At 71.3% G+C, this 25388-nt stretch carries 23 protein-coding genes; 20 read left to right on the top strand and 3 right to left on the bottom strand.

The features are described 5' to 3' along the window. Nucleotides 1-24 precede the first annotated feature (24 nt). Both efp and nusB read left to right on the top strand, forming a co-directional pair. Nucleotides 25-591: an elongation factor P gene (gene efp, locus ACIGJO_RS22670; RefSeq protein WP_266808955.1), complete on the top strand. Its 567-nt coding sequence runs from the start codon at nucleotides 25-27 to the stop codon at nucleotides 589-591. A 2-nt stretch (nucleotides 592-593) separates the two neighbouring features. After that, nucleotides 594-1022: a transcription antitermination factor NusB gene (gene nusB, locus ACIGJO_RS22675; RefSeq protein WP_399960746.1), complete on the top strand. Its 429-nt coding sequence runs from the start codon at nucleotides 594-596 to the stop codon at nucleotides 1020-1022. A gap of 267 nt (nucleotides 1023-1289) precedes the next feature. Here the strand turns inward: nusB and bldD are convergent, their stop codons facing one another. Further along, on the bottom strand, nucleotides 1290-1790 hold the full coding sequence (gene bldD / locus ACIGJO_RS22680; RefSeq protein WP_014044812.1) for a transcriptional regulator BldD: 501 nt from the start codon (nucleotides 1788-1790) through the stop codon (nucleotides 1290-1292). 222 nt (nucleotides 1791-2012) lie between these two features. Between bldD and pyrR the strand changes: the two genes are divergently transcribed. From pyrR to ACIGJO_RS22750, 14 genes are all read left to right on the top strand, one after another. Next, nucleotides 2013-2597, top strand: coding sequence for a bifunctional pyr operon transcriptional regulator/uracil phosphoribosyltransferase PyrR (gene pyrR / locus ACIGJO_RS22685; protein WP_399960748.1), 585 nt, complete (start codon nucleotides 2013-2015; stop codon nucleotides 2595-2597). A gap of 95 nt (nucleotides 2598-2692) precedes the next feature. Further along, a complete protein-coding gene (locus ACIGJO_RS22690) occupies nucleotides 2693-3673 on the top strand; it encodes an aspartate carbamoyltransferase catalytic subunit (protein ID WP_399960750.1) in 981 nt (326 codons plus the stop codon). Nucleotides 3674-3675: 2 nt separating this feature from the next. Continuing rightward, nucleotides 3676-4962, top strand: a complete 1287-nt coding sequence (locus ACIGJO_RS22695) for a dihydroorotase (protein WP_399960752.1) — start codon at nucleotides 3676-3678, stop codon at nucleotides 4960-4962. Beyond that, nucleotides 4959-5537, top strand: a complete 579-nt coding sequence (locus ACIGJO_RS22700; protein ID WP_399960754.1) for a hypothetical protein — start codon at nucleotides 4959-4961, stop codon at nucleotides 5535-5537. Before ACIGJO_RS22695 ends, ACIGJO_RS22700 begins: the two co-directional genes overlap by 4 nt. Then, nucleotides 5534-6676 (top strand): glutamine-hydrolyzing carbamoyl-phosphate synthase small subunit, encoded by a 1143-nt coding sequence (gene carA, locus ACIGJO_RS22705; protein ID WP_399960756.1) that lies wholly within the window; start codon nucleotides 5534-5536, stop codon nucleotides 6674-6676. Before ACIGJO_RS22700 ends, carA begins: the two co-directional genes overlap by 4 nt. Further along, nucleotides 6669-9977, top strand: coding sequence for a carbamoyl-phosphate synthase large subunit (gene carB, locus ACIGJO_RS22710; RefSeq protein WP_399960758.1), 3309 nt, complete (start codon nucleotides 6669-6671; stop codon nucleotides 9975-9977). The genes carA and carB overlap by 8 nt, the downstream gene beginning before the upstream one ends. Nucleotides 9978-10032: 55 nt before the next feature. Further along, nucleotides 10033-11142 carry a quinone-dependent dihydroorotate dehydrogenase gene (locus tag ACIGJO_RS22715; protein ID WP_399960837.1) on the top strand — a complete coding sequence of 370 codons (1110 nt, stop codon included), beginning with the start codon at nucleotides 10033-10035 and terminating at the stop codon, nucleotides 11140-11142. Then, nucleotides 11139-11978: an orotidine-5'-phosphate decarboxylase gene (gene pyrF / locus ACIGJO_RS22720; protein WP_399960760.1), complete on the top strand. Its 840-nt coding sequence runs from the start codon at nucleotides 11139-11141 to the stop codon at nucleotides 11976-11978. The genes ACIGJO_RS22715 and pyrF overlap by 4 nt, the downstream gene beginning before the upstream one ends. Nucleotides 11979-12220: 242 nt before the next feature. After that, on the top strand, nucleotides 12221-12544 hold the full coding sequence (locus ACIGJO_RS22725; RefSeq protein ID WP_014044803.1) for an integration host factor: 324 nt from the start codon (nucleotides 12221-12223) through the stop codon (nucleotides 12542-12544). Nucleotides 12545-12582: 38 nt separating this feature from the next. Then, nucleotides 12583-13200: a guanylate kinase gene (gene gmk / locus ACIGJO_RS22730; RefSeq protein ID WP_399960762.1), complete on the top strand. Its 618-nt coding sequence runs from the start codon at nucleotides 12583-12585 to the stop codon at nucleotides 13198-13200. A gap of 78 nt (nucleotides 13201-13278) precedes the next feature. Next, complete coding sequence (gene rpoZ / locus ACIGJO_RS22735) at nucleotides 13279-13551, top strand: DNA-directed RNA polymerase subunit omega (RefSeq protein ID WP_003970369.1); 273 nt, start codon at nucleotides 13279-13281, stop codon at nucleotides 13549-13551. A 131-nt stretch (nucleotides 13552-13682) separates the two neighbouring features. Next, complete coding sequence (coaBC, locus tag ACIGJO_RS22740; protein WP_399960764.1) at nucleotides 13683-14915, top strand: bifunctional phosphopantothenoylcysteine decarboxylase/phosphopantothenate--cysteine ligase CoaBC; 1233 nt, start codon at nucleotides 13683-13685, stop codon at nucleotides 14913-14915. A gap of 210 nt (nucleotides 14916-15125) precedes the next feature. Further along, a complete protein-coding gene (gene metK, locus ACIGJO_RS22745) occupies nucleotides 15126-16349 on the top strand; it encodes a methionine adenosyltransferase (RefSeq protein WP_399960766.1) in 1224 nt (407 codons plus the stop codon). A 111-nt stretch (nucleotides 16350-16460) separates the two neighbouring features. Continuing rightward, nucleotides 16461-18605 (top strand): primosomal protein N', encoded by a 2145-nt coding sequence (locus ACIGJO_RS22750; protein WP_399960768.1) that lies wholly within the window; start codon nucleotides 16461-16463, stop codon nucleotides 18603-18605. 230 nt (nucleotides 18606-18835) lie between these two features. Here ACIGJO_RS22750 and ACIGJO_RS22755 read toward each other — a convergent pair whose 3' ends face one another. Beyond that, complete coding sequence (locus tag ACIGJO_RS22755) at nucleotides 18836-19396, bottom strand: hypothetical protein (protein ID WP_399960771.1); 561 nt, start codon at nucleotides 19394-19396, stop codon at nucleotides 18836-18838. 289 nt (nucleotides 19397-19685) lie between these two features. Between ACIGJO_RS22755 and fmt the strand changes: the two genes are divergently transcribed. From fmt to ACIGJO_RS22775, 4 genes are all read left to right on the top strand, one after another. Beyond that, nucleotides 19686-20618 (top strand): methionyl-tRNA formyltransferase, encoded by a 933-nt coding sequence (gene fmt, locus ACIGJO_RS22760; RefSeq protein WP_399960773.1) that lies wholly within the window; start codon nucleotides 19686-19688, stop codon nucleotides 20616-20618. A gap of 161 nt (nucleotides 20619-20779) precedes the next feature. Continuing rightward, entirely contained in the window at nucleotides 20780-22213 is a 1434-nt protein-coding gene (locus tag ACIGJO_RS22765; protein WP_399960775.1) for an RsmB/NOP family class I SAM-dependent RNA methyltransferase, read from the top strand. A gap of 150 nt (nucleotides 22214-22363) precedes the next feature. After that, nucleotides 22364-23047 carry a ribulose-phosphate 3-epimerase gene (rpe, locus tag ACIGJO_RS22770; RefSeq protein ID WP_399960777.1) on the top strand — a complete coding sequence of 228 codons (684 nt, stop codon included), beginning with the start codon at nucleotides 22364-22366 and terminating at the stop codon, nucleotides 23045-23047. Between the two features lie 139 nt (nucleotides 23048-23186). Then, complete coding sequence (locus tag ACIGJO_RS22775) at nucleotides 23187-24176, top strand: sugar-binding domain-containing protein (RefSeq protein WP_329941769.1); 990 nt, start codon at nucleotides 23187-23189, stop codon at nucleotides 24174-24176. A gap of 89 nt (nucleotides 24177-24265) precedes the next feature. On the opposite strand, the gene ACIGJO_RS22780 is transcribed toward ACIGJO_RS22775, so the two are convergent. After that, nucleotides 24266-25327 (bottom strand): terpene cyclase, encoded by a 1062-nt coding sequence (locus ACIGJO_RS22780; protein ID WP_399960779.1) that lies wholly within the window; start codon nucleotides 25325-25327, stop codon nucleotides 24266-24268. Between the last annotated feature and the right edge of the window lie 61 nt (nucleotides 25328-25388).

Consider the following 25388-nt stretch of genomic DNA (forward strand, 5'->3'; position numbering starts at 1 on the left):
TTCAGTCCAGGAGATTCCGCAACCGTGGCTTCCACGAACGACCTCAAGAACGGCCTGGTGCTCAAGCTCGACGGAGGCCAGCTCTGGTCCGTCGTCGAGTTCCAGCACGTCAAGCCCGGCAAGGGCCCCGCCTTCGTGCGCACCAAGCTCAAGAACGTGCTCTCCGGCAAGGTCGTCGACAAGACGTTCAACGCCGGTGTGAAGGTCGAGACGGCCACCATTGACCGCCGAGACATGCAGTTCTCGTACATGGACGGCGAGTACTTCGTCTTCATGGACATGAACACCTACGACCAGCTGATGGTCGACCGCAAGGCTGTCGGCGACGCCGCCAACTTCCTGATCGAGGGCTTCACCGCCTCCGTCGCCCAGCACGAGGGCGAGGTGCTGTACGTCGAGCTGCCGGCCGCGGTCGAGCTGACCATCCAGCACACCGACCCGGGCGTCCAGGGCGACCGTTCCACCGGTGGCAGCAAGCCCGCCACCCTGGAGACCGGTTACGAGATCGGCGTGCCGCTCTTCATCAGCACCGGCGAGAAGATCAAGGTCGACACCCGCACCGGCGACTACCTCGGCCGGGTGAACAGCTAACCGTGGCTGCCCGGAACAAGGCCCGCAAGCGCGCCTTCCAGATCCTCTTCGAGGCCGACCAGCGCGGTGAGTCCGTGCAGACGGTCCTCGCGGACTGGGTTCGGCACTCGCGGACCGACGACCGTCAGCCGCCGGTCGGCGAATTCACGATGGAGCTCGTCGAGGGCTACGCGCAGTACGCGGAGCGGATCGACGACCTCATCGTCACCTACGCCGTGGACTGGGAGCTCGACCGGATGCCGGTCGTCGACCGGAACATCCTGCGGCTCGGTGCGTACGAGCTGATCTGGCTGGACGAGACCCCGGACGCCGTGGTGATCGACGAGGCGGTCCAGCTCGCCAAGGAGTTCTCCACCGATGACTCCCCGTCCTTCGTGAACGGTCTGCTGGCCCGTTTCAAGGACCTCAAGCCGAATCTCCGCCGGGAGTAGTAGCCCCGGCGGCGTTCTGCCGACGAAGGGCCCGCGGTCTGCCGACCGCGGGCCCTTCGTCATGTCCCGGCCCGTCCCGGTGGGAGGGCGGGGGAGCCTCGGCGCCCCGGCCTGGGGGAAGTCTCTGCCGCCCACGCCGCAGCAGGCCGGACGGGCAAATGAGAACGCCGGGCGGGCGGGGCTCCCGTAAGGGCCCCGCCGACCCGACGATACGTTTCTGCAATGCGGCCGCTCCCTGGGGGAGGGCCTTTGGGCCGAGAGAGTGTCTCAGCCCTCCTCGTGCGCGACCGCGCGGCGTGCGTCGGCGTCCAGCACACCCCAGCTGATCAGCTGCTCCGTGAGCACGGACGGCGACTGGTCGTAGATCACGGCCAGCGTGCGCAGGTCGTCCTGGCGGATCGACAGCACCTTGCCGTTGTAGTCACCGCGCTGGCTCTGGATCGTCGCGGCGTAGCGCTGCAGCGGTCCGGCCTTCTCCGGCGGGACATGGGCGAGGCGCTCCAGGTCCAGGACGAGCTTCGGCGGCGGCTCGGCGGCCCCGCCCGGAGTCGTACCGGGCAGCAGCTCCTGCACCGGGACCCCGTAGAAATCCGCCAGCTCGGCGAGGCGCTGCACGGTGACGGCACGGTCGCCGCGCTCGTACGAACCGACCACGACGGCCTTCCAACGGCCCTGCGACTTCTCCTCCACGCCGTGGAGGGAGAGGCCCTGCTGGGTGCGGATGGCGCGGAGCTTGGCCCCGAGCTGTTTTGCGTATTCGCTGGACATAAGGCTCCCCGGACGCTGGAACATTCTGCGGCTCCGCCGCGTGGCTGGTAACTCACTGTGAGGTTACGCAGCGTTACTTGGCTGCGTCAAGCCGAAGGGGTTCGGACCGGTACCTCCCGGGGGTGCCGCCAGGGCCCGGTGCAAGCCCTGGTAACGTGGATGACGCAATTTCGACGTCCTTTAAGATCCGTCCGGTGAGGCGGAGAAGGAGGTCCGTTTCTTATGGACGCACAGCACGACGACACCGGCAATCCGGCACGCCCCGTTCTCGAGGCTCCCGACATGGCCCGTGTCCTGACCCGTATCGCCCACGAGATCGTCGAACGCGCCAAGGGCGCCGACGATGTGGTGCTGCTCGGCATTCCGACGCGAGGCGTGTTCCTCGCCCGCCGGCTGGCCGACAAACTCGAAGAGATCACCGGCCGGAAGATGCCGGTGGGATCGCTCGACATCACCATGTACCGCGACGACCTGCGGATGCGCCCGGCGCGTGCGCTGGCGCGTACCGAGATCCCCGGTGAGGGCATCGAGGGCAGCCTCGTCGTCCTGGTCGACGACGTGCTCTTCTCCGGCCGCACGATCCGCGCCGCCCTCGACGCGCTCGGCGACATCGGCCGCCCCCGCGCCGTGCAGCTCGCGGTGCTCGTCGACCGCGGTCACCGCGAACTCCCCATCCGTGCCGACTACGTCGGCAAGAACCTCCCGACGTCGCTGCGGGAGACGGTCAAGGTCCAGCTCGCCGAGGAGGACGGCCGCGACGCCGTGCTGCTCGGTGTCCAGCAGGCCGTCCCGGCGGGCGAGCAGTAGCCCACCCCCCTCCCGTGCGGCCCGTGGGGCCGTACGGCAGCTTCCGCACGCCCGCATGCCGGGAAACCCCCTCCAGCCACCCGGAGAACCCCCAGATGAAGCGTCACCTCATCTCGGCCGCCGACCTCACCCGCGACGACGCCGTCCTGATCCTCGACACCGCCGAGGAAATGGCCCGTGTCGCGGACCGGCCGATCAAGAAGCTCCCGACCCTGCGCGGCCGTACGGTCGTCAACCTCTTCTTCGAGGACTCGACCCGTACCCGCATCTCCTTCGAGGCCGCCGCCAAGCGCCTCTCCGCCGATGTCATCAACTTCTCCGCGAAGGGTTCGTCCGTCTCCAAGGGCGAGTCGCTCAAGGACACCGCCCTGACCCTGGAGGCGATGGGCGCGGACGCCGTCGTCATCCGGCACGGCGCCTCGGGCGCCCCGTACCGGCTGGCCACCTCCGGCTGGATCGACGGCGCCGTGGTCAACGCCGGCGACGGCACCCACGAGCACCCCACCCAGGCGCTCCTGGACGCGTTCACCATGCGCCGCCGGCTGGTCGGCGCCGACAGCGGACTGGGCCGGGACCTCGAAGGCCGCCGGATCACCGTCGTCGGCGACATCCTGCACAGCCGGGTCGCCCGCTCCAACGTCCATCTGCTCACCACGCTCGGCGCGCACGTCACCCTGGTGGCCCCGCCGACCCTGGTGCCGGTCGGCGTCGAACAGTGGCCCTGTGACGTCAGCTACAGCCTGGACGAGGTGCTGCCCGACTCCGACGCGGTGATGATGCTGCGTGTGCAGCGTGAACGGATGAACGCCGCGTACTTCCCGACCGAGCGCGAGTACTCCCGCCGCTACGGCCTGGACGGCGAGCGGATGGCGAAGATGCCCGGCCACGCCATCGTCATGCACCCCGGCCCGATGGTCCGCGGCATGGAGATCACCGCCGAGGTCGCCGACTCCGACCGCTGCACGGTCGTCGAGCAGGTCGCCAACGGCGTCTCGATCCGCATGGCCGTGCTGTACCTGCTGCTCGGCGGCTCCGCCGCCCCCGCCACTTCCGCCCGTACCGAGGAGACCAAGTAACCATGAGCAAGATCCTTATCCGCGGTGCGAAGATCCTCGGCGGCGAGCCGGGCGACGTCCTCATCGACGGCGAGACCATCGAGCGGGTCGGCACCGGCATCGAGGCCGGGGACGCCACCGTCGTCGAGGCGGCGGGCCAGGTCCTGCTGCCGGGCCTGGTCGACCTGCACACCCATCTGCGCGAGCCCGGCCGAGAGGACTCCGAGACCGTCCTCACCGGCACCAAGGCCGCGGCGGTCGGCGGCTTCACCGCCGTCCACGCCATGGCCAACACCTTCCCGGTCGCCGACACCGCGGGAGTCGTCGAGCAGGTCTGGCGCCTGGGCAAGGAGTCCGGCTACTGCGACGTGCAGCCCATCGGGGCCGTCACCGTCGGCCTGGAGGGCAAGCAGCTCGCCGAGCTCGGCGCGATGCACGACTCGGCCGCCGGAGTGCGGGTCTTCTCCGACGACGGCAAGTGCGTCGACGACGCGGTGATCATGCGCCGGGCCCTGGAGTACGTGAAGGCGTTCGACGGCGTCGTCGCCCAGCACGCCCAGGAGCCCCGCCTCACCGAGGGCGCCCAGATGAACGAGGGCATCGTCTCCGCCGAACTCGGGCTCGGCGGCTGGCCCGCCGTCGCCGAGGAGTCGATCATCGCCCGCGATGTCCTCCTCGCCGCCCACGTCGGCTCCCGGGTGCACATCTGCCACCTCTCGACCGCCGGATCCGTGGAGATCGTGCGCTGGGCCAAGTCCAAGGGCTGGAACGTCACGGCCGAGGTCACCCCGCACCACCTGCTCCTCACAGACGAGCTCGTCCGGTCCTACAACCCGGTCTACAAGGTGAACCCGCCGCTGCGCACCGAGGCCGATGTGATGGCCCTGCGCGAGGCCCTCGCCGACGGCACCATCGACTGCGTCGCCACCGACCACGCCCCGCACCCGCACGAGGACAAGGACTGCGAGTGGGCCGCGGCCGCCATGGGCATGGTGGGCCTGGAGACCGCGCTCTCCGTCGTTCAGCAGACGATGGTGGACACCGGCCTGATCGACTGGGCGGGCGTCGCCGACCGGATGTCGCTGCGCCCCGCGGCCATCGGCCGTCTCGAAGGACACGGCCGGCCCATCTCGGCGGGTGAGCCCGCCAACCTCACTCTGGTCGATCCGGCATACCGTGGGGTCGTGGACCCCGCGGGCTTCGCGTCCCGCAGCCGCAACACTCCGTACGAGGGTCGTGAGCTGCCGGGCCGAGTGACCCACACCTTCCTGCGGGGCCGTGCCACGGTCGTCGACGGGAAGCTCGCGTGACAACACTGACCCCCCTGTACCAGCTGGCCGCCGAGCAGAAGTCGGCCGAAGTGACCGACTGGTCCGCCCGCATCAGCTGGGTGATCGCACTGGCCGTCCTCGTCGCCTTCGTCTACTGGCTGATGCGCCAGGGCTGGAAGTGGCGCGCAAGCCTCCAGTCCGGCCTGCCGGAACTGGCGAGCACCCCGGAAGGGTTCGCCGACGACGAGCCGCTGCTGACCCTCACCGGGCGGTACCACGCCTCGACGACCGCCGGGCAGTGGCTCGACCGGATCGTCGCGCACGGCCTGGGCACCCGCAGCCGGGTCGAGCTCACGCTCACCGCGCAGGGCCTGGACGTCGTACGCCCCGGCGCGGCCGGATTCTTCGTCCCGGCCGGAGCCCTGCGCGAGGCCCGCCTCGACAAGGCGCTCGCGGGCAAGGTCCTCCCCGAGGGCGGCCTGCTGATCATCACCTGGGCGCACGGCGACAAGCTGATCGACTCCGGGTTCCGCTCCGACCACGCCGCCGAGCACCAGACCTGGGCCGACGCCGTCAACCACCTCACCAGCACTACGGAAGGCACCGCACGATGACGATCTCCACCCGGGGAGCCGCCAAAGCTCCCGCCGTACTCGTCCTGGAGGACGGCCGCTCCTTCCGCGGCCGCGCCTACGGGGCCGTGGGGGAGACCTTCGGCGAGGCGGTGTTCTCCACCGGCATGACCGGATACCAGGAGACGCTGACCGACCCCTCGTACCACCGCCAGGTCGTCGTGATGACCGCCCCGCACGTCGGCAACACCGGTGTGAACGACGAGGACCCCGAGTCGCAGCGGATCTGGGTCTCCGGATACGTCGTCCGCGACCCCGCCCGGGTCCCGTCCAACTGGCGCTCGCGGCGCTCGCTCGACGAGGAGCTGGAGACCCAGGGTGTCGTCGGCATCAGCGGTGTCGACACCCGCGCCCTCACCCGCCACCTGCGCGAGCGCGGCGCCATGCGCGTCGGCATCTTCTCCGGGAACGCGATCGCCGACGAGGGCATGCTGCTCGCCAAGGTGCGCCAGGCCCCCGAGATGGACGGCGCGGACCTCTCCGCCGAGGTCGCGACCAAGGAGGCCTACGTCGTCCCCGCGATCGGCACGAAGAAGTTCACCGTCGCCGCGGTCGACCTCGGCATCAAGGGCATGACCCCGCACCGGATGGCCGAGCGCGGCATCGAGGTGCACGTGCTGCCCGCCACCGCCACCCTGGAGGAGGTGTACGCGGTGAAGCCCGACGGAGTCTTCTTCTCCAACGGCCCCGGCGACCCGTCCACCGCCGACCACCCCGTCTCCGTCATGCGGGGCGTCCTGGAGCGCGGTACCCCGCTCTTCGGTATCTGCTTCGGCAACCAGATCCTCGGCCGCGCCCTCGGCTTCGGCACCTACAAGCTGAAGTACGGCCACCGCGGGATCAACCAGCCCGTGCAGGACCGCACGACCGGCAAGGTCGAGGTCACCGCGCACAACCACGGCTTCGCCGTCGACGCTCCGCTCGACAAGGTGTCGGACACGGAGTTCGGCCGCGCCGAGGTCTCCCACGTCTGCCTGAACGACCAGGTCGTCGAGGGGCTCCGGCTCCTGGACCGGCCGGCCTTCAGCGTCCAGTACCACCCCGAAGCCGCCGCGGGCCCGCACGACGCCGCGTACCTCTTCGACCGTTTCGTCTCCCTGATGGAGGGCCAGCGTGCCTAAGCGCTCCGATATCCAGTCCGTCCTGGTCATCGGCTCCGGCCCGATCGTCATCGGCCAGGCCGCCGAGTTCGACTACTCCGGCACCCAGGCGTGCCGCGTCCTCAAGGCCGAGGGCCTGCGCGTCATCCTGGTGAACTCCAACCCGGCGACGATCATGACCGACCCGGAGATCGCCGACGCCACGTACGTCGAGCCGATCACCCCCGAGTTCGTCGAGAAGATCATCGCCAAGGAGCGCCCCGACGCGCTGCTCCCCACCCTGGGCGGCCAGACCGCGCTCAACACCGCGATCTCCATGCACGAGAACGGTGTCCTGGAGAAGTACGGCGTCGAGCTCATCGGTGCCAACGTCGAGGCCATCAACAAGGGCGAGGACCGCGACCTCTTCAAGGGCGTCGTGGAGGCCGTCAAGGCGAAGATCGGCTACGGCGAGTCCGCCCGCTCCGTCATCTGCCACACCATGGACGACGTCATCAAGGGCGTCGACACGCTCGGCGGCTACCCCGTCGTCGTCCGCCCCTCCTTCACCATGGGCGGCGCCGGCTCCGGCTTCGCCCACGACGAGGAGGAGCTGCGCCGCATCGCCGGACAGGGCCTCACGCTCTCCCCGACCACCGAGGTGCTCCTGGAGGAGTCCATCCTCGGCTGGAAGGAGTACGAGCTGGAGCTGATGCGCGACAAGAACGACAACGTCGTGGTCGTCTGCTCCATCGAGAACTTCGACCCGATGGGCGTCCACACGGGTGACTCGATCACCGTCGCCCCGGCGATGACGCTCACCGACCGCGAGTACCAGCGGCTGCGCGACATCGGCATCGCGATCATCCGCGAGGTCGGCGTCGACACCGGCGGCTGCAACATCCAGTTCGCCATCGACCCGTCCGACGGCCGGGTCATCGTGATCGAGATGAACCCGCGCGTCTCCCGCTCCTCGGCGCTCGCCTCGAAGGCCACCGGCTTCCCGATCGCCAAGATCGCCGCCAAGCTGGCCGTCGGCTACACGCTCGACGAGATCCCGAACGACATCACCGAGAAGACCCCGGCCTCCTTCGAGCCGACCCTCGACTACGTCGTGGTCAAGGCCCCGCGCTTCGCCTTCGAGAAGTTCCCCTCCGCCGACTCCACCCTCACCACCACCATGAAGTCGGTGGGCGAGGCCATGGCGATCGGCCGGAACTTCACCGAGGCGCTGCAGAAGGCCCTGCGCTCCCTGGAGAAGAAGGGCTCGCAGTTCGCCTTCACCGGTGAGCCCGGCGACAAGGCCGAACTGCTGGCCGAGGCCGTCCGCCCGACCGACGGCCGGATCAACACCGTCATGCAGGCGATCCGGGCCGGCGCCACCCAGGAAGAGGTCTTCGACGCCACGAAGATCGACCCCTGGTTCGTGGACCAGCTCTTCCTGATCAAGGAGATCGCCGACGAGCTCGCCTCCGCCGAGCGGCTGGACGCCGATCTGATCGCCGGGGCCAAGCGGCACGGCTTCTCCGACGCCCAGATCGCCGGGATCCGCGGCCTGCGCGAGGACGTCGTCCGCGAGGTCCGGCACGCGCTGGGCATCCGCCCCGTCTACAAGACCGTTGACACGTGCGCCGCCGAGTTCGCCGCGAACACGCCGTACTTCTACTCCTCCTACGACGAGGAGAGCGAGGTCGCCTCCCGCACCAAGCCCGCGGTGATCATCCTCGGCTCGGGACCCAACCGCATCGGCCAGGGCATCGAGTTCGACTACTCCTGCGTCCACGCCTCCTTCGCGCTGAGCGACGCCGGCTACGAGACCGTGATGGTCAACTGCAACCCGGAGACCGTCTCCACCGACTACGACACCTCCGACCGGCTGTACTTCGAGCCGCTGACGCTGGAGGACGTGCTGGAGATCGTGCACGCCGAGTCGCTGGCGGGCCCGATCGCCGGTGTCATCGTCCAGCTCGGCGGCCAGACCCCGCTGGGCCTGTCGCAGGCGCTCAAGGACAACGGCGTGCCCGTCGTCGGTACGTCCCCGGAGGCGATCCACGCCGCCGAGGACCGCGGCGCCTTCGGCCGGGTCCTCGCCGAGGCCGGACTCCCCGCGCCGAAGCACGGCACCGCCACCACGTTCGGCGAGGCCAAGGCCATCGCCGACGAGATCGGCTACCCCGTCCTCGTACGCCCCTCGTACGTGCTCGGCGGCCGCGGCATGGAGATCGTCTACGACGAGGCCCGCCTCTCCTCGTACATCTCGGAGTCCACCGAGATCAGCCCCACCCGGCCGGTCCTGGTCGACCGCTTCCTCGACGACGCGATCGAGATCGACGTCGACGCGCTCTACGACGGCACCGAGCTCTACCTCGGCGGCGTCATGGAGCACATCGAGGAGGCCGGCATCCACTCCGGCGACTCGGCCTGCTCGCTGCCCCCGATCACACTCGGCGGCTACGACATCAAGCGGCTGCGCACCTCCACCGAGGGCATCGCCAAGGGCGTCGGCGTACGCGGGCTGATCAACATCCAGTTCGCCCTCTCCGGCGACATCCTGTACGTCCTGGAAGCCAACCCCCGCGCCTCCCGCACCGTCCCCTTCACCTCGAAGGCGACCGCGGTCCCGCTGGCGAAGGCCGCCGCCCGCATCTCGCTGGGCGCGACCATCGCCGAGCTGCGCGAGGAGGGCCTGCTCCCGCGCAACGGCGACGGCGGCACCCTGCCGCTGGACGCGCCGATCTCCGTCAAGGAGGCGGTCATGCCGTGGTCGCGCTTCCGCGACATCCACGGCCGCGGCGTCGACACCGTCCTCGGCCCGGAGATGCGCTCCACCGGCGAGGTCATGGGCATCGACTCGGTCTTCGGCACGGCGTACGCCAAGTCGCAGGCCGGCGCGTACGGCCCGCTGCCCACCCGGGGCCGCGCGTTCATCTCCGTCGCCAACCGCGACAAGCGCTCGATGGTCTTCCCGGCCCGCGAACTGGTCGCGCACGGCTTCGAGCTGCTCGCCACCTCAGGCACCGCCGAGGTCCTCAAGCGCAACGGCATCAACGCCACGGTCGTGCGCAAGCAGTCCGAGGGCGAGGGCCCCAACGGCGAGAAGACCATCGTCCAGCTCATCCACGCGGGTGACGTCGACCTCATCGTCAACACGCCGTACGGAACGGGCGGCCGCCTCGACGGCTACGAGATCCGGACCGCGGCCGTCGCCCGGTCCGTGCCCTGCCTGACCACGGTCCAGGCGCTCGCCGCCGCCGTCCAGGGCATCGACGCGCTCAGCCGCGGAGAGGTGGGCGTACGTTCCCTCCAGGAGCACGCGGAACATCTGACCGCGGCCCGCGACTAGCAGCCAGCAGGGGGACACCGGAAACGGTGTCCCCCTCTTCATGAGGACACTCCCGATGTACAAGTTCTTCTTCCAGCTGGTCTTCAAGCGGATGGACCCGGAGCAGGCGCACCACCTGGCCTTCCGCTGGATCCGCCTCGCCGCCCGCGTCCCCGTGCTGCGCACCTTCGTCGCCGCCGTGCTCGCCCCCCGCCACCAGGAGCTGCGCACCGAGGCGCTCGGCCTGCGGATGCACGGCCCCTTCGGGCTCGCCGCGGGCTTCGACAAGAACGCCGTGGCCATCGACGGCATGGCGATGCTCGGCTTCGACCACGTCGAGATCGGTACGGTCACCGGCGAACCGCAGCCCGGCAACCCCAGGAAGCGCCTGTTCCGCCTCGTCGCGGACCGCGCGCTGATCAACCGCATGGGCTTCAACAACGAGGGCTCGGCCGCCGTCGCCGCCCGCCTGGCCGCCCGCAACCCGGTCTTCCGGACCACCGTGGGCGTCAACATCGGCAAGACCAAGGTCGTGCCGGAGGACGAGGCGGCCGCCGACTACGTGAAGTCCACCGAGCGCCTCGCCGCGCACGCCGACTACCTCGTGGTGAACGTCTCCTCGCCCAACACGCCGGGCCTGCGCAACCTCCAGGCCACCGAGGCGCTGCGCCCGCTGCTCACCGCGGTGCGCGAGGCCGCCGACCGCACGGTCACCGGCCGCCGGGTCCCGCTGCTCGTCAAGATCGCGCCGGACCTCGCCGACGAGGACGTCGACGCGGTCGCCGACCTCGCCGTAGAGCTGGGCCTGGACGGCATCATCGCCACCAACACCACCATCGCCCGCGACGGCCTCGGCCTGAAGTCCTCGCCCTCCCTGTACGGGGAGGCCGGCGGGCTCTCCGGAGCGCCCCTCAAGGAGCGCTCCCTGGAGGTCCTGAGCCGTCTGTACGCCCGGGTGGGCGACGGGATCACCCTCGTCGGGGTCGGGGGCATCGAGAACGCCGAGGACGCCTGGCAGCGCATCCTGGCCGGTGCCACGCTCGTCCAGGGGTACAGCGCCTTCATCTACGAGGGCCCGTTCTACGCCCGCGCGATCCACAAGGGCCTGGCCGCGCGTCTGGCGGCCTCCCCGTACGCCACGCTCGCCGACGCCGTCGGCGCCGAGACCCGGAAGGCGTCCCAGTGACCCCCGAACCCTTCGGCGCACGGCTGCGCCACGCCATGGACACCCGCGGGCCGCTCTGCGTCGGCATCGACCCGCACGCCTCGCTGCTCACCTCCTGGGGCCTGAACGACGACATCGCGGGCCTGGAGCGCTTCACCCGCACGGTCGTGGAGGCCCTGGCCGACCGGGTCGCCGTGCTCAAGCCGCAGTCCGCGTTCTTCGAGCGCTTCGGCTCGCGCGGCATCGCCGTACTGGAGAAGGCCGTCGCCGAGGCGCGGGCGGCCGGCGCGCTCGTGCTGATGGACGCCAAGCGCGGTGACATCGGCTCGACCATGGGCGCCTACGCGGCGGCCTACCTGGACCAGGACTCGCCACTGTTCTCGGACGCGGTCACGCTCTCGCCGTACCTCGGCTTCGGCTCGCTGCGTCCCGCGCTGGACGCGGCTGCCGCCTCCGGTGCCGGGGTCTTCGTGCTCGCCCTCACCTCCAACCCGGAGGGGGCCCAGGTGCAGCGGGCCACGGCGGCCGACGGCCGCCCGCTGGCCCAGGTGATGCTGGACAGCATGGCCGCGGAGAACGAGGGCGCGAGCCCGCTCGGCTCGGTCGGCGCGGTGGTCGGCGCCACGCTCGGCGACGCGGGGGTGGATCTGGCCATCAACGGCCCGCTGCTCGCCCCCGGCATCGGCGCGCAGGGCGCGACCCCCGCCGATCTGCCCGGCGTGTTCGGCGACGCGGTGGGCAATGTGGTGCCCAGCGTGAGCCGGGGCGTGCTGCGCCACGGACCCGACGTTTCAGGGCTGCGCGAAGCCGCCGGACGGTTCGCGGACGAGGTCCGTGCGGCCGTGGCCGACAGCTGACCCTGACACGTTTGCCGTGTGTTGACGAATTCCTGACCCGAAATCCCTGCTGTTTCGCCTGAAATGTCCTGGTCGGCTGAGGCTGACCAGGACTTTTCGTCCGTTCTCGCTGACTAGCGCGGCCTTGGCCGCTAGTCTCCGTCGAGAGCCAACAAGCACATGGTGTTCGTTGCTCAGGTGTGGGGCGACCAGCTTCCTCACCGGTCCGTATCCGACAGATCGACATCCGAGGTGACGTAGGCGTGGCTCTTCCGCCCCTTACCCCTGAACAGCGCGCAGCCGCGCTCGAAAAGGCCGCCGCGGCTCGCCGGGAGCGGGCCGAGGTCAAGAATCGACTCAAGCACTCCGGTGCCTCGCTCCAAGAGGTCATCAAGCAGGGTCAGGAGAACGACGTCATCGGCAAGATGAAGGTCTCCGCGCTCCTGGAGTCCCTGCCGGGCGTGGGCAAGGTCCGCGCCAAGCAGATCATGGAGCGTCTCGGTATCTCCGAGAGCCGCCGGGTCCGGGGTCTCGGCTCCAATCAGATCGCATCCCTGGAGCGTGAGTTCGGCGGCACCGCCGCCTGACGTTCTCAGGCACTCCTGAGAACCTGGATAATCGCTCCATGGCTGCAACATCCCGGGGGACGTCCCCCGTACCCCCGGACGTACGTCCGCGGCTGACCGTGCTCTCCGGCCCCTCGGGGGTCGGCAAGAGCACGGTCGTCGCTCATATGCGCAAGGTTCACCCCGAGGTCTGGCTCTCGGTGTCGGCGACGACCCGCAGGCCGCGCCCCGGGGAGAGTAACGGCGTCCACTACTTCTTCGTGGACGACGAGGAGTTCGACAAGCTCGTCGCCAACGGTGAACTGCTGGAGTGGGCCGAGTTCGCGGGCAACCGGTACGGCACGCCGCGCCGGGCCGTGCTCGACCGCCTGGAGGCCGGCGAGCCGGTCCTGCTGGAGATCGATCTCCAGGGGGCCCGGCTCGTCCGGCAGTCCATGCCCGAGGCGCGCTTGGTCTTCCTCGCCCCGCCGAGCTGGGACGAACTGGTACGCCGGCTCACCGGCCGCGGCACCGAACCCCCCGAGGTCATCGAGCGCAGGCTCGCCGCCGCCAAGGTCGAACTGGCCGCCGAGGCGGAGTTCGATACGACGCTGGTCAACACCTCCGTCGAGGATGTGGCCCGTGAGCTGCTAGCCTTGATGTTGCAGGCTTCCGCCCACCGTGACAGCAGCGACTGAATCACACGGAGCAGCACCCCGGCGGAATCCGCACTGTCAAAGATCTCTTTGATATTTACCCCCTTCGGAAGGCAGAGAGTGTCCTCTTCCATCACCACGCCCGAGGGCATCATCAACCCGCCGATTGATGAGCTCCTCGAAGCCACCGACTCGAAGTACAGCCTCGTGATCTACGCCGCCAAGCGCGCGCGCCAGATCAACGCGTACTACTCGCAGCTCGGTGAAGGCCTCCTCGAGTACGTCGGTCCGCTCGTCGACACCCACGTGCACGAGAAGCCGCTCTCGATCGCGCTCCGCGAGATCAACGCGGGCCTGCTGACCTCCGAGGCCATCGAGGGCCCCGCGCAGTAGGCAGCGAAGCACCTTCACCTCAGGCCCGGCGGGCAGACCGCCGGGCCTGAGGTGTGTCCGAGGTCCGTGCGGGCGGCTTCGGGGCGGTGATGCAGCATGGAGTGATACGTAGCCGAGTGCGGGGAGACACAGTGCAGAAGCCGAAGGTCGTCCTGGGGGTCAGCGGAGGCATCGCCGCCTACAAGGCGTGCGAGCTGCTGCGCCGGCTGACCGAGTCCGGGCACGACGTACGCGTCGTGCCGACCGAGTCCTCGCTCCACTTCGTCGGCGCCGCCACCTGGTCGGCGCTCTCCGGACACACGGTCTCCACCGAGGTCTGGGACGACGTCCACGAGGTGCCGCACGTGCGCATCGGACAGGGGGCCGACCTCGTCGTCGTCGCCCCGGCCACCGCGGACACGCTCGCCAGGGCCGCCCACGGCCTCGCGGACGACCTCCTCACCAACACACTGCTCACCGCACGCTGTCCGGTGGTCTTCGCGCCCGCCATGCACACCGAGATGTGGGAGCACCCCGCCACCCAGGAGAACGTGGCCACGCTGCGCCGCCGCGGCGCCGTCGTCATCGAACCCGCCGTCGGCCGGCTCACCGGCGTCGACACCGGCAAGGGCCGGCTGCCCGACCCCGGAGAGATCTTCGAGGTCTGCCGTCGGGTCCTGAGCCGCGGTCCCGCCGCACCCGATCTCGCGGGCCGCCATGTGGTGATCAGCGCGGGCGGCACCCGCGAACCCCTCGACCCCGTCCGCTACCTCGGCAACCGCTCCTCCGGGAAGCAGGGGTACGCCCTGGCGCGTACCGCTGTCGCCCGGGGGGCCAGGGTCACCCTGATCGAGGCCAACACCGGGCTGCCCGACCCGGCCGGCGCCGATGTCCTGCGCGTGGGCACCGCGCTCCAGCTGCGCGAGGCCGTGACCAAGGCCGCCGCGGACGCGGACGTCGTGGTGATGGCGGCGGCGGTCGCCGACTTCCGGCCGGCCGAGTACGCCCAGGGAAAGATCAAGAAGAAGGACGGTCAGGAGCCCGCCGCCGTCGCGCTGGTCCGCAACCCCGACATCCTCGCCGAGGTCGCGGGCGAGCGGGCCCGGCCGGAGCAGATCGTCGTGGGATTCGCCGCCGAGACCGACAATGTCCTGGCCAACGGCCGGGAGAAGCTCCGCCGCAAGGGCTGCGACCTGCTGGTGGTCAACGAGGTGGGGGAGCGCAAGACCTTCGGCTCGGAGGAGAACGAGGCCGTCGTCCTCTCCGCCGACGGCGGGGAGATCCTCGTGCCGCACGGCCCCAAGGAAGACCTCGCCGACACGGTGTGGGACCAGGTGGCGTCGAGGTTCGGACAGATTTCACATTCGCCGCTTCGGGGGGTCTAAAGCCCGCGAAACATATGTATTCGCCACCCCGAAGGGCCATTTTTCCTACCGGCCGAAAGAGTGCCGCACATCACAGACATGCCAAAGTACGAGACGCGTGGCCCCAGCGGCGGATGCGACCGATAAACTGGACGACGGTACGAGCCGGGCGCAGCTCCCGGTCGTACCACCAATGATCAGCCAGCAGCCGCTGCAACCCCAGGGAGCGATGTGTCCCGCCGTCTCTTCACCTCGGAATCTGTGACCGAGGGTCACCCCGACAAGATCGCTGACCAGATCAGCGACACGATTCTCGACGCCCTCCTGCGCGAGGACCCCACCTCGCGCGTCGCCGTCGAGACCTTGATCACCACTGGTCTGGTGCATGTCGCGGGTGAGGTCACGACCAAGGCCTACGCCGACATTCCCACCCTTGTGCGCAACAAGGTCCTGGAGATCGGCTACGACTCCTCCAAGAAGGGCTTCGACGGCGCCTCCTGCGGTGTCTCGGTGTCCATCGGCGCACAGTCCCCGGACATCGCCCAGGGCGTCGACACCGCCTACGAGAAGCGCGTCGAGGGTGCCTCCCAGCGGGACGGGGAGGACGAGCTCGACAAGCAGGGCGCGGGCGACCAGGGCCTGATGTTCGGCTACGCCTGCGACGAGACGCCCGAGCTGATGCCGCTCCCGATCTACGTGGCACACCGGCTCTCGCGCCGCCTCTCGGAGGTCCGCAAGAACGGGACCATCCCCTACCTGCGCCCCGACGGCAAGACCCAGGTCACCATCGAGTACGACGGTGACAAGGCCGTCCGGCTCGACACGGTCGTGGTCTCCTCGCAGCACGCGAGCGACATCGACCTGGACTCCCTGCTGGCGCCGGACATCCGTGAGTTCGTCGTCGAGCACGTCCTGGCGCAGCTCATCGAGGACGGCATCAAGCTGGACACCGAGGGCTACCGTCTGCTGGTGAACCCGACCGGACGGTTCGAGATCGGTGGCCCGATGGGCGACGCCGGGCTCACCGGCCGCAAGATCATCATCGACACCTACGGCGGCATGGCCCGGCACGGCGGCGGCGCCTTCTCGGGCAAGGACCCGTCCAAGGTCGACCGCTCGGCGGCGTACGCGATGCGCTGGGTCGCGAAGAACGTCGTCGCCGCGGGTCTCGCCGCCCGCTGCGAGGTCCAGGTCGCGTACGCGATCGGCAAGGCCGAGCCGGTGGGCCTGTTCGTCGAGACGTTCGGCACGGCCGCCATCGAGACCGAGAAGATCGAGAACGCCATCGGTGAGGTCTTCGACCTCCGCCCGGCCGCGATCATCCGTGACCTCGACCTGCTCCGCCCGATCTACGCCCAGACCGCGGCGTACGGTCACTTCGGCCGCGAGCTCCCCGACTTCACCTGGGAGCGCACCGACCGCGTCGACGCCCTCCGTCGGGCCGCGGGCCTGTAGGACCGCCGCGCAGTCACGGCTTGCCGGGGCCCGGACACCGATCGTGGTGTCCGGGCCCCGGTGTCGTGACATCCGGCGCCGCTGTCAGTCCCGTCTGGTAGGAATTTGGCTGTGAGCAGCGACAACGAGCAGTCCGCCGAGCCCGAGGCCGGGGCGCCGGAGCAGCTTGCGCTGATCCGCGAGACCGTCCGCCGGGCGAAGGTGCCGAGGGCCAAGCCCCGGACCTGGCGCGGCGCCGCGCTGGCCGAGGAGCTCCCGGTCGCCCGGGTCCTGGTGAACAAGGGCGTGCTCCATCTCGACCAGTACTTCGACTACGCCGTCCCCGAGGAGCTCGACGCCGTCGCCCGGCCCGGGGTCCGGGTGCGCGTGCGGTTCGGCGCCGGGGGACGCAATGTGCAGGGCGGGCGGCGCGAGGGCGGCGGGCTGATCGACGGATTCCTCGTCGAGCGGCTCGCCGAGTCCGACTATCAGGGCGCGCTGGCCGCCCTCGCCTATGTGGTCTCCCCGGAGCCCGTGCTCGGACCGGAGCTGCTGGCGCTGTCGCGGGCCGTCGCCGACCGGTACGCGGGCAGCCTCGCCGATGTGCTCCAGCTCGCCGTCCCCCCGCGCAACGGTCGGGCCGAGGCCAAGCCCTCCCCGGCCCCCCTGCCGCCGCCGGCCCCGCCCGCGCCGGGCAGCTGGGAGCGGTACGGACAGGGTCCCGCCTTCCTGCGGGCGCTGGCCGGAGGCGGTGCGCCGCGCGCCGTGTGGACCGCGCTGCCGGGACCGCACTGGCCGCGGGAGATCGCCCTCGCCGTCGCGGCGACGCTCTCCTCGGGACGCGGTGCGCTGGTCGTCGTACCGGACGGACGGGCCGCCGGCCGGGTGGACGCCGCGCTGACCGAAGTACTGGGCGACGGCCGGCACGCCCTGCTCACCGCGGACTCCGGACCCGAGAAGCGCTACCGCCAGTGGCTCGCCGTGCGCCGCGGTTCGGTGCGGGCGGTCGTCGGCACCCGGGCCGCGATGTTCGCCCCCGTGGCCGATCTCGGCCTGGTCGTCATCTGGGACGACGGGGACTCCAGCCACAGCGATGACAACGCCCCCTTCCCGCATGTCCGCGAGGTCCTGGAGCTACGGGCGGCACACGGCGGATGCGCCTTCCTGCTCGGCTCCACGGGCTGCACCGTGGAGGCCGCCCAGCTCGTCGAGAGCGGCTGGGCACTGCCCCTGAACGCGGACCGGGAGCAGCTGCGGACCGCGGCGCCCCTGATCCGTACGGTCGGTGACGGCGAACTCGCCAGGGACGGCGCGGCGAGGACGGCCCGGCTGCCCAGCCTGGCCTGGCAGACCGTGCGGGACGGGCTGCGCGCCGGTCCGGTGCTGGTCCAGGTGCCGCGCCGGGGTTACGCCCCCCGGCTCGCCTGTGAACGCTGCCGTACGCCGGCCCGGTGCCGGCACTGCGCCGGGCCGCTGGAGGCCCCCGACCAGCGGGACCTCGACTGCGCCTGGTGCGGCCGCGCCGAGCGGGCCTGGCACTGCACGGCCTGCGGGGCCACCCGGCTGCGCGCCCGGATCGTCGGAGCCCGCCGGACCGCCGAGGAGCTGGGCCGGGCCTTTCCCGCGGTGCCGGTCCGGACCTCGGGGCGCGACCACATCCTGGACGCCGTACCGGGCGCGCCCGCGCTCGTCGTCAGTACGCCGGGGGCCGAGCCCGTCGCCGAGGGCGGATATGCCGCCGCGCTGCTGCTCGACGGCTGGGCGATGCTCACCCGCCCGGATCTGCGGGCGGGGGAGGAGGCGCTGCGCCGCTGGATCGCCGCGGCCTCCCTGGTGCGGGGGCAGGACGAGGGCGGCACGGTGGTGATCGTGGCCGAGCCGACCTTGCGGCCTGTGCAGGCACTGGTGCGCTGGGACCCGGCCGGGTTCGCCCGGCGGGAGCTGGCGGAGCGGGCCGAGCTGGGCTTCCCCCCGGTGTCCCGGATGGCTTCGGTGACCGGTCCGGCCGAGGCCCTGGCCGGTTTCCTCGCCACGGCCGGACTGCCGCCGGAGGCCGAGATCCTGGGCCCCGTGCCGGTGCCGGCGGCCGAACCAGGCAGGCCGCGCCGGCCGTGGGACGCGCCGCCCGGCGAGACCTGGGAGCGTGCGCTGATCCGGGTGGTCCCGGGCCGCGGAGCGGCGCTCGCCGCCGCGCTGAAGGGGGCGCGGGCGGCGCGTACGGCCAGGGGCGGAGGCGACCCGATCCGGATCAGGATCGACCCGCCGGACATCGGCTGAGCCCCCCGGGCCCACTGGCAGACCCCGCCGGTCCCGCGGGCCCCGCCTGCTCGCCGGCCTCATCAGTACCGCAGACCTCACCAGTACCCAGGCCCCACCGGTCCCGGTGGCCTGCCCGGCGGAGCGGCAGCTGTGCGCCGGTCGCTCGCACCACCGCGCGCGGAGACGGGGCTGCCCCGCCGTGCGACCGGCACGGTGGGGCAGAAGGGCGGGGTACGGGCGGCGTCGGGTCAGCCGTTGCGCGGGCCGGGGAAGGCACCCGGGCGGATTTCCTCCCGCGCGACAGCGGCGCCCGACGAGGGCTGCGGCGGCATCGAGCGAGCGGCGGGCACCCCCGGAAGCACGGGGCCGGGCGGGACGGCGGGAGCCCCGGGGGAGACGGGGACAGGACGGGGCACCGCGCTCTCGGCGGTGACGGCCTCGGCGGTGCCGGGCTGGGGGGCGGCGCGACGCGATCCGTAACGCCGGTGCACCGCCTGCTTGGTGACCCCGAGCGCAGAACCCACCGCGTCCCAGGAGAAGCCCAGCGAACGGTCGAAGTCCACCGCCGCGGTGACCAGCGTCTCGACGCTGTCCCGCAGTTCCTGGGCGAGGCGGACGGTGGGGGCCGGGGCCCTGCCGTAGACGACGAAGCCCGCGGAAGGGCCGGAGCGGCGGGGGCGGTAGACATTGCCCAGCTGGGCGGTGAGTGTGCGCAGCGCGTCCACCTGCCGCCGGACCCGCTCGATGTCCCGCACCAGAAGATGCAGACTGGCCCGCGCTTGGGCGTCGTGGGTTGCGTGGTCGGCCATGAAGAAGCCTCTCGAACCGGCGTTGAAAGGGACCGGGCCGCACCGCGGCGGCCCGCTTCGGTCAATCTCTTTTGACCAACGCCTCAGCCGGGGATGTGGTCACGCTATCGGGGCGTATGTGCATATGCGTGGGGCGCAAAGGCGCGCGTACGCCCCCTGACCGGGGCAGAACGTGAGCCCCCCGGCTCGGGGGCTGCCCGTCCGCACGCCGGGGACCTTCCGGGCACGCTTTAGACTGGTGCGCTGCTCGCCACCGCACGTTCTCGGCCCGAGAGGCAGTCAGCCACCCATGAAGCTCGTCTTCGCCGGTACCCCCGAGGTAGCCGTTCCCGCCCTGGACGCCCTGATCGCCTCCGACCGGCACGAGGTGGCCGCCGTGGTGACCCGTCCCGACGCCCCCGCGGGCCGCGGGCGCCGTCTGGTCGCCAGCCCCGTCGCCGAGCGGGCCGAGGAGGCCGGGATCGAGGTCCTCAAGCCGGGCCGGCCGCGGGACGAGGACTTCCTGGCCCGGCTGCGGGAGATCGCCCCCGACTGCTGCCCGGTCGTCGCCTACGGGGCGCTGCTGCCCAAGGCCGCGCTCGCCGTGCCCGCCCGGGGCTGGGTCAATCTGCACTTCTCGCTGCTGCCCGCCTGGCGCGGCGCCGCGCCGGTGCAGCACTCGGTGATGGCCGGGGACGAGGTGACCGGAGCGTCCACCTTCCTGATCGAGGAGGGTCTCGACTCCGGTCCGGTCTACGGCGTCCTCACCGAGGAGATCCGGCCCACCGACACCAGCGGCGACCTGCTCACCCGGCTCGCCTTCGCCGGTGCCGGGCTGCTCGCGGCGACGATGGACGGCATCGAGGACGGCACACTGCACGCCGTACCGCAGCCGGCCGAGGGCATCACCCTCGCCCCGAAGATCACGGTCGAGGACGCCCAGGTGCGCTGGGCCGACCCGGCCCTGCGGGTGGACCGGGTCGTGCGCGGCTGCACCCCGGCCCCCGGGGCCTGGACCCTCTTCCGGGGCGAGCGGCTGAAGCTGGTCCAGGCCACCCCGGTCCTGGACCGCACGGATCTGGCGCCCGGCGAGCTGTCCGCCGCCAAGAACAACGTGTACGTCGGCACCGGTTCGCACGCCGTCGAGCTGATCTGGGTGCAGCCGCAGGGCAAGAAGCCGATGAAGGCCGCCGACTGGGCGCGCGGAGTGCGGATCGCCCCGGGCGAGCTGCTCGGGCTGTAGTCCCCCGGCCCGGGCTGCCGCTCGGGTCCGAGACCGGGGTCACCGGGGCATGGGGCACCGGGGCCGGGGTCACCGGGCCCGGGGACTGCGGTCACCGGCGTCCGGGGCGGCGACGTACGCTGGGGAGGTTCGCCCCCTCACCCTCCGCGGAGCACCTTCACGTGAACGACCAGCAGCGTCGCCGTCCGGCCAAGCCCCACCGCCGTCCCCAGAAGGATCCCGTCCGGTTCCTCGCCTTCGAGGCGCTCAGGGCCGTCGACGAACGGGACGCGTACGCCAACCTGGTGCTGCCGCCGCTGCTCAGGAAGGCCCGCGCCAAGGGCGACTTCGACGCCCGGGACGCGGCACTGGCGACCGAGCTGGTCTACGGGACGCTGCGCCGTCAGGGGACGTACGACGCGATCGTCGCGGCCTGCATCGACCGGCCGCTGCGCGAGGTCGACCCGCCGGTCCTCGATGTGCTCAACATGGGCGTCCACCAGCTGCTCGGCACCCGCATCCCGACCCACGCCGCGGTCTCCGCCAGTGTGGAACTGGCCCGGGTGGTGCTCGGCGAGGGGCGCGCCAAGTTCGTCAACGCGGTACTGCGCAAGGTCTCGGCGCACGACCTCGACGGCTGGGTGGAGCGCGTCGCCCCGTCCTACGAACAGGACGCCGAGGACCATCTCTCCGTCGTCCACTCGCACCCGCGGTGGGTCGTCTCCGCGCTCTGGGACGCCCTGGGCGGTGGCCGCGCCGGGATCGAGGACCTGCTGGAGGCCGACAACGAGCGGCCCGAGGTCACGCTGGTCGCCCGTCCCGGCCGCTCCACCACCGAAGAGCTGCTGGAGGCCCTCGGTGAGGAGAACGGCCTGCCCGGCCGCTGGTCGCCGTACGCGGTACGGATGGCGGAGGGCGGCGAGCCGGGAGCCCTGACCGCCGTGCAGGAGGGCCGGGCGGGCGTCCAGGACGAGGGCAGCCAGCTCGTCGCCGCCGCCCTCGCCAACGCCCCGGTGGAAGGCGGCGACACCCGCTGGCTGGACGGCTGCGCGGGCCCCGGCGGAAAGGCCGCCCTGCTGGCCGCGCTCGCGGCGGCACGGGGCGCCGCTCTGCTGGCGGCCGAGAAGCAGCCGCACCGGGCCCGGCTCGTCGAGCGGGCGCTGGCCGGCAACCCCGGCCCGTACCAGGTCATCACGGCGGACGGCACCCGCCCGCCGTGGCTGCCCGGTACCTTCGACCGGATCCTGATGGATGTGCCCTGCTCGGGCCTGGGCGCGCTGCGCCGTCGCCCGGAGGCCCGCTGGCGGCGCCGCGCGGCCGACCTGGAGAGCTTGGCACCGCTCCAACGCGGGCTGCTGCGCGAGGCGTTGAAGGCCGTCAGGGTCGGCGGAGTCGTGGGGTACGCGACCTGCTCGCCGCACCTCGCGGAGACCCGGGTCGTGGTGGAGGACGTCCTGAAGGGCCGGGGCGGGGAACCGGTGAGCGCCGAATGGATCGACGCCCGGCCGCTGATGCCCGGAGTGCCCGCGCTGGGGGACGGCCCCGACGTCCAGCTCTGGCCGCATCTGCACGGCACGGACGCGATGTATCTCGCGCTGCTGCGCCGGACCGGCTGAGTGCCGGCCGAGGTCCGCCCCGTACGGAGCCGGTAAAAGAGCGGTAAAGCGCAGGCAAAATGCCGGGATTGTGCGAACTGTGATGATCGCGTGCGGCTTTGCGGCGCACGAAGGCGGGGAACCGGCCAGGAACGTGGCAGGCTTGGGTGCATGGCCCAGATCAACCCCAGCATTCTGTCCGCCGATTTCGCGCGTCTCGCCGAGGAGGCGAAGGCCGTCGAAGGTGCCGACTGGCTCCATGTCGACGTGATGGACAATCACTTCGTGCCCAATCTGACCCTCGGGGTGCCGATCGTCGAGGCGCTGAGCAGGGCGACGGAGACTCCGCTGGACTGCCATCTGATGATCGAGGACGCCGACCGCTGGGCTCCGCAGTACGTCGAGGCGGGGGCGGGTTCCGTCACCTTCCACGCGGAGGCCGCGGCGGCGCCGGTCCGGCTGGCGCGGGAGATCCGGGCGAAGGGGGCGCGTGCGTCGATGGCGCTCAAGCCCGCGACGCCCATCGAGCCGTACGAGGACCTGCTCCCCGAGCTCGACATGCTGCTGATCATGACGGTCGAACCGGGCTTCGGCGGCCAGGCGTTCCTGGACATCATGCTGCCCAAGATCCGCCGCACCCGTGAGCTGATCTCCAAGCACGGCCTCGAACTGTGGCTCCAGGTCGACGGCGGCGTCTCGGCGTCCACCATCGAGCAGTGCGCCGAGGCCGGTGCCGATGTCTTCGTCGCCGGCTCGGCGGTGTACGGGGCGGCGGATCCGGCCGAGGCGGTGCGGGCCCTGCGCGCGCAGGCGGACGCGGCAACGGCCGCGGCGCCCTGGGCGTGCGGCCACTGAACAAAGCGCAGATGAACGTGGCCCGACGGGGCCGATCAAGGATCGCCGGATCTGACAGGATGAGCGGCGTATCGGGCGTGTGAACAGCAGTGAGGAGATCGCGGTGTCTGGCATCTCGGCGGGTCGGTCAGCCATGCGGATGGGACCCGCGGAGCTGGTGCAGGCGGCGGCCATGGCCCGCCGGTTCTACCTTGAGGGAAAGTCGAAGATCCAGATCGCCGAGGAGTTCGGCGTCAGCCGCTTCAAGGTGGCCCGGGTCCTGGAGACGGCCCTCGAGCGTGATCTCGTACGGATCGAGATCCGGGTACCGGCCGAGCTGGACGCCGAGCGCTCCGACGCGCTCCGCGCCCGCTACGGGCTCCGGCACGCGGTCGTGGTCGAGTCCCCGGCGGACGAGCAGGACGACGCGGCCGACCCGGAGAACCTGGGCGAGGTCGCGGCCGACCTGCTCGGCGAACTGGTGAACGAGGGCGATGTCCTGGGCCTGGCCTGGGGCCGCTCCACCATTCATATGGCGGCGGCCCTCGACCGGCTGCCGCCCTGCACGGTCGTACAGCTCACCGGCGTGTACGACGCGGGGACGGCCGAGCGCGGCTCGGTCGAGGCGGTCCGCCGGGCCGCCCAGGTCTCCGGTGGCGAGGCGCACCCGATCTACGCGCCGATGCTGCTGCCGGATCCGGCGACCGCCGCGGCCCTGCGGCACCAGACGGGCATCGCCCGCGCCTTCGAGTACTTCGACAAGGTGACGGTCGCCGCCGTCTCGATCGGTTCCTGGGAGCCGGGCATCTCCACGGTCCACGACATGCTCTCCGACGAGGAGCGGGCGCACTACGCCTCGCTCGGCGTCGCCGCGGAGATGTCCGCGCACCTCTTCGACTCCGACGGCCGCCGGGTCGGGCGCGACCTGGGTGAACGGTGCATCACGGTCGAGGCGGACCGGCTGCGCCGGATCCCCGAGGTGGTGGCGATCGCGGGCGGCCAGCGCAAGGCGGCGGCGATCGGTGCCGTACTGCGCTCCGGGCTGGTCACCAGCCTGGTGACGGACACGGCGGCGGCCGACTTCCTGCTCACCGAGTCGGCGGCCGGTCCGCGCCCGGCGCTGGAGCGGGCCGACCCCGACGGGGAGTGACCCGGACGGGAACGACGGATACGACGGAGGCCGGGCGCTGTGCGAGCGCCCGGCCTCCGTCGTGTGCGGCCTTCGTCGTGTCCGGTCCCTCAGACGGCACGGTTCGTGTCCCCGGCGCACTGGACGGCGTGGTCACCGCCGATGCCCAGCACCGTCTCCTCCAGATACGCCCCGGGCTCCGCGTACTGGCTGACGTCGGCCGGGTTGTAGCGCGGGGTCTGCCGGGACCAGTCCAGATTGCCGCGCATCCAGCTGCGCATGCCGTCGAGGTAGGGCACGAGCAGACCGGCGAGCTGCGGATAGAGCTCCAGGAGTTCTTCCTCGGCCGTCATGAACCGCTCGGTCTCCGTGGCTATCCGCTCGGCGACATGGTCCAGCGCCTGCTGTTCTCCCAGGCCCCGGTGGTGCCGGACCAGGTGGACGAGGTTGTGGATCTCGCCGAGCACCTGCTCCTTCTCGAAGGAGTAGACGTCATTGGCCCAGCACACGACGTTGCACGAGGCCTCCAGGGCGGTGATGAACCGGGGGTCGTTGTGGATCGACTCCGGGGCCTCGATGCCGGCCACGATCTCTATGAGGTCCATGCAGACATGGATGGCCCCGGTGTGCCGCCGCTTCGCGATGTACGTCTCCTCGGCCGGCACCACGTCGTCGGCCCGGTTCCCGGCCTCCCAGGTGGTGGCCGTCGTGAGGTACATGATCAGATGCCAGGCGAAGCGGGTGCGCCAGTGCGGCGCGGCATGCGGAGTCGTCCGTTCCCACAGATCGGCCAGGGCGGTCACGGCGGCCGGGAGCTCCTCGCCCGGCAGCGGACGGGGAGCGGAGCCGTCCACCACGGCCCGCATCCGGTCGACCACGTCGCGTACCCGTTCCGGGCTGCGGCCGAGATGTCCGTCGTCGAGCTGGTCGTCCACGAGGAAGAGCCAGACGAACCAATCGGCCACCAGATCGAGGTGTTCACCGTTGGCCGTCGGGTAGACCATGCCGACGAACGCGCCGAAATCGGCCTGTTCGAAGCGCTTTCTCGCCGAGTCGCGGTGTACCAGCCCGGTACGGCGTGTCCAGGCGTCAAGATGGTCCCGGGTGTGACCGACGTGCGGGTTGGTCCGCTGCGGGAACGGGCAGTAGATGTCCGGCAGTTCGCTGTCCACAGGCGGATCTGCATCCTCTCCGGTCAAACGGGCGTGTCGGGTTCTTCGACAGCGCCCCTAC

The organism is Streptomyces sp. NPDC079020 (genome assembly GCF_044542225.1).
In the GTDB taxonomy this organism is placed as follows: domain Bacteria; phylum Actinomycetota; class Actinomycetes; order Streptomycetales; family Streptomycetaceae; genus Streptomyces.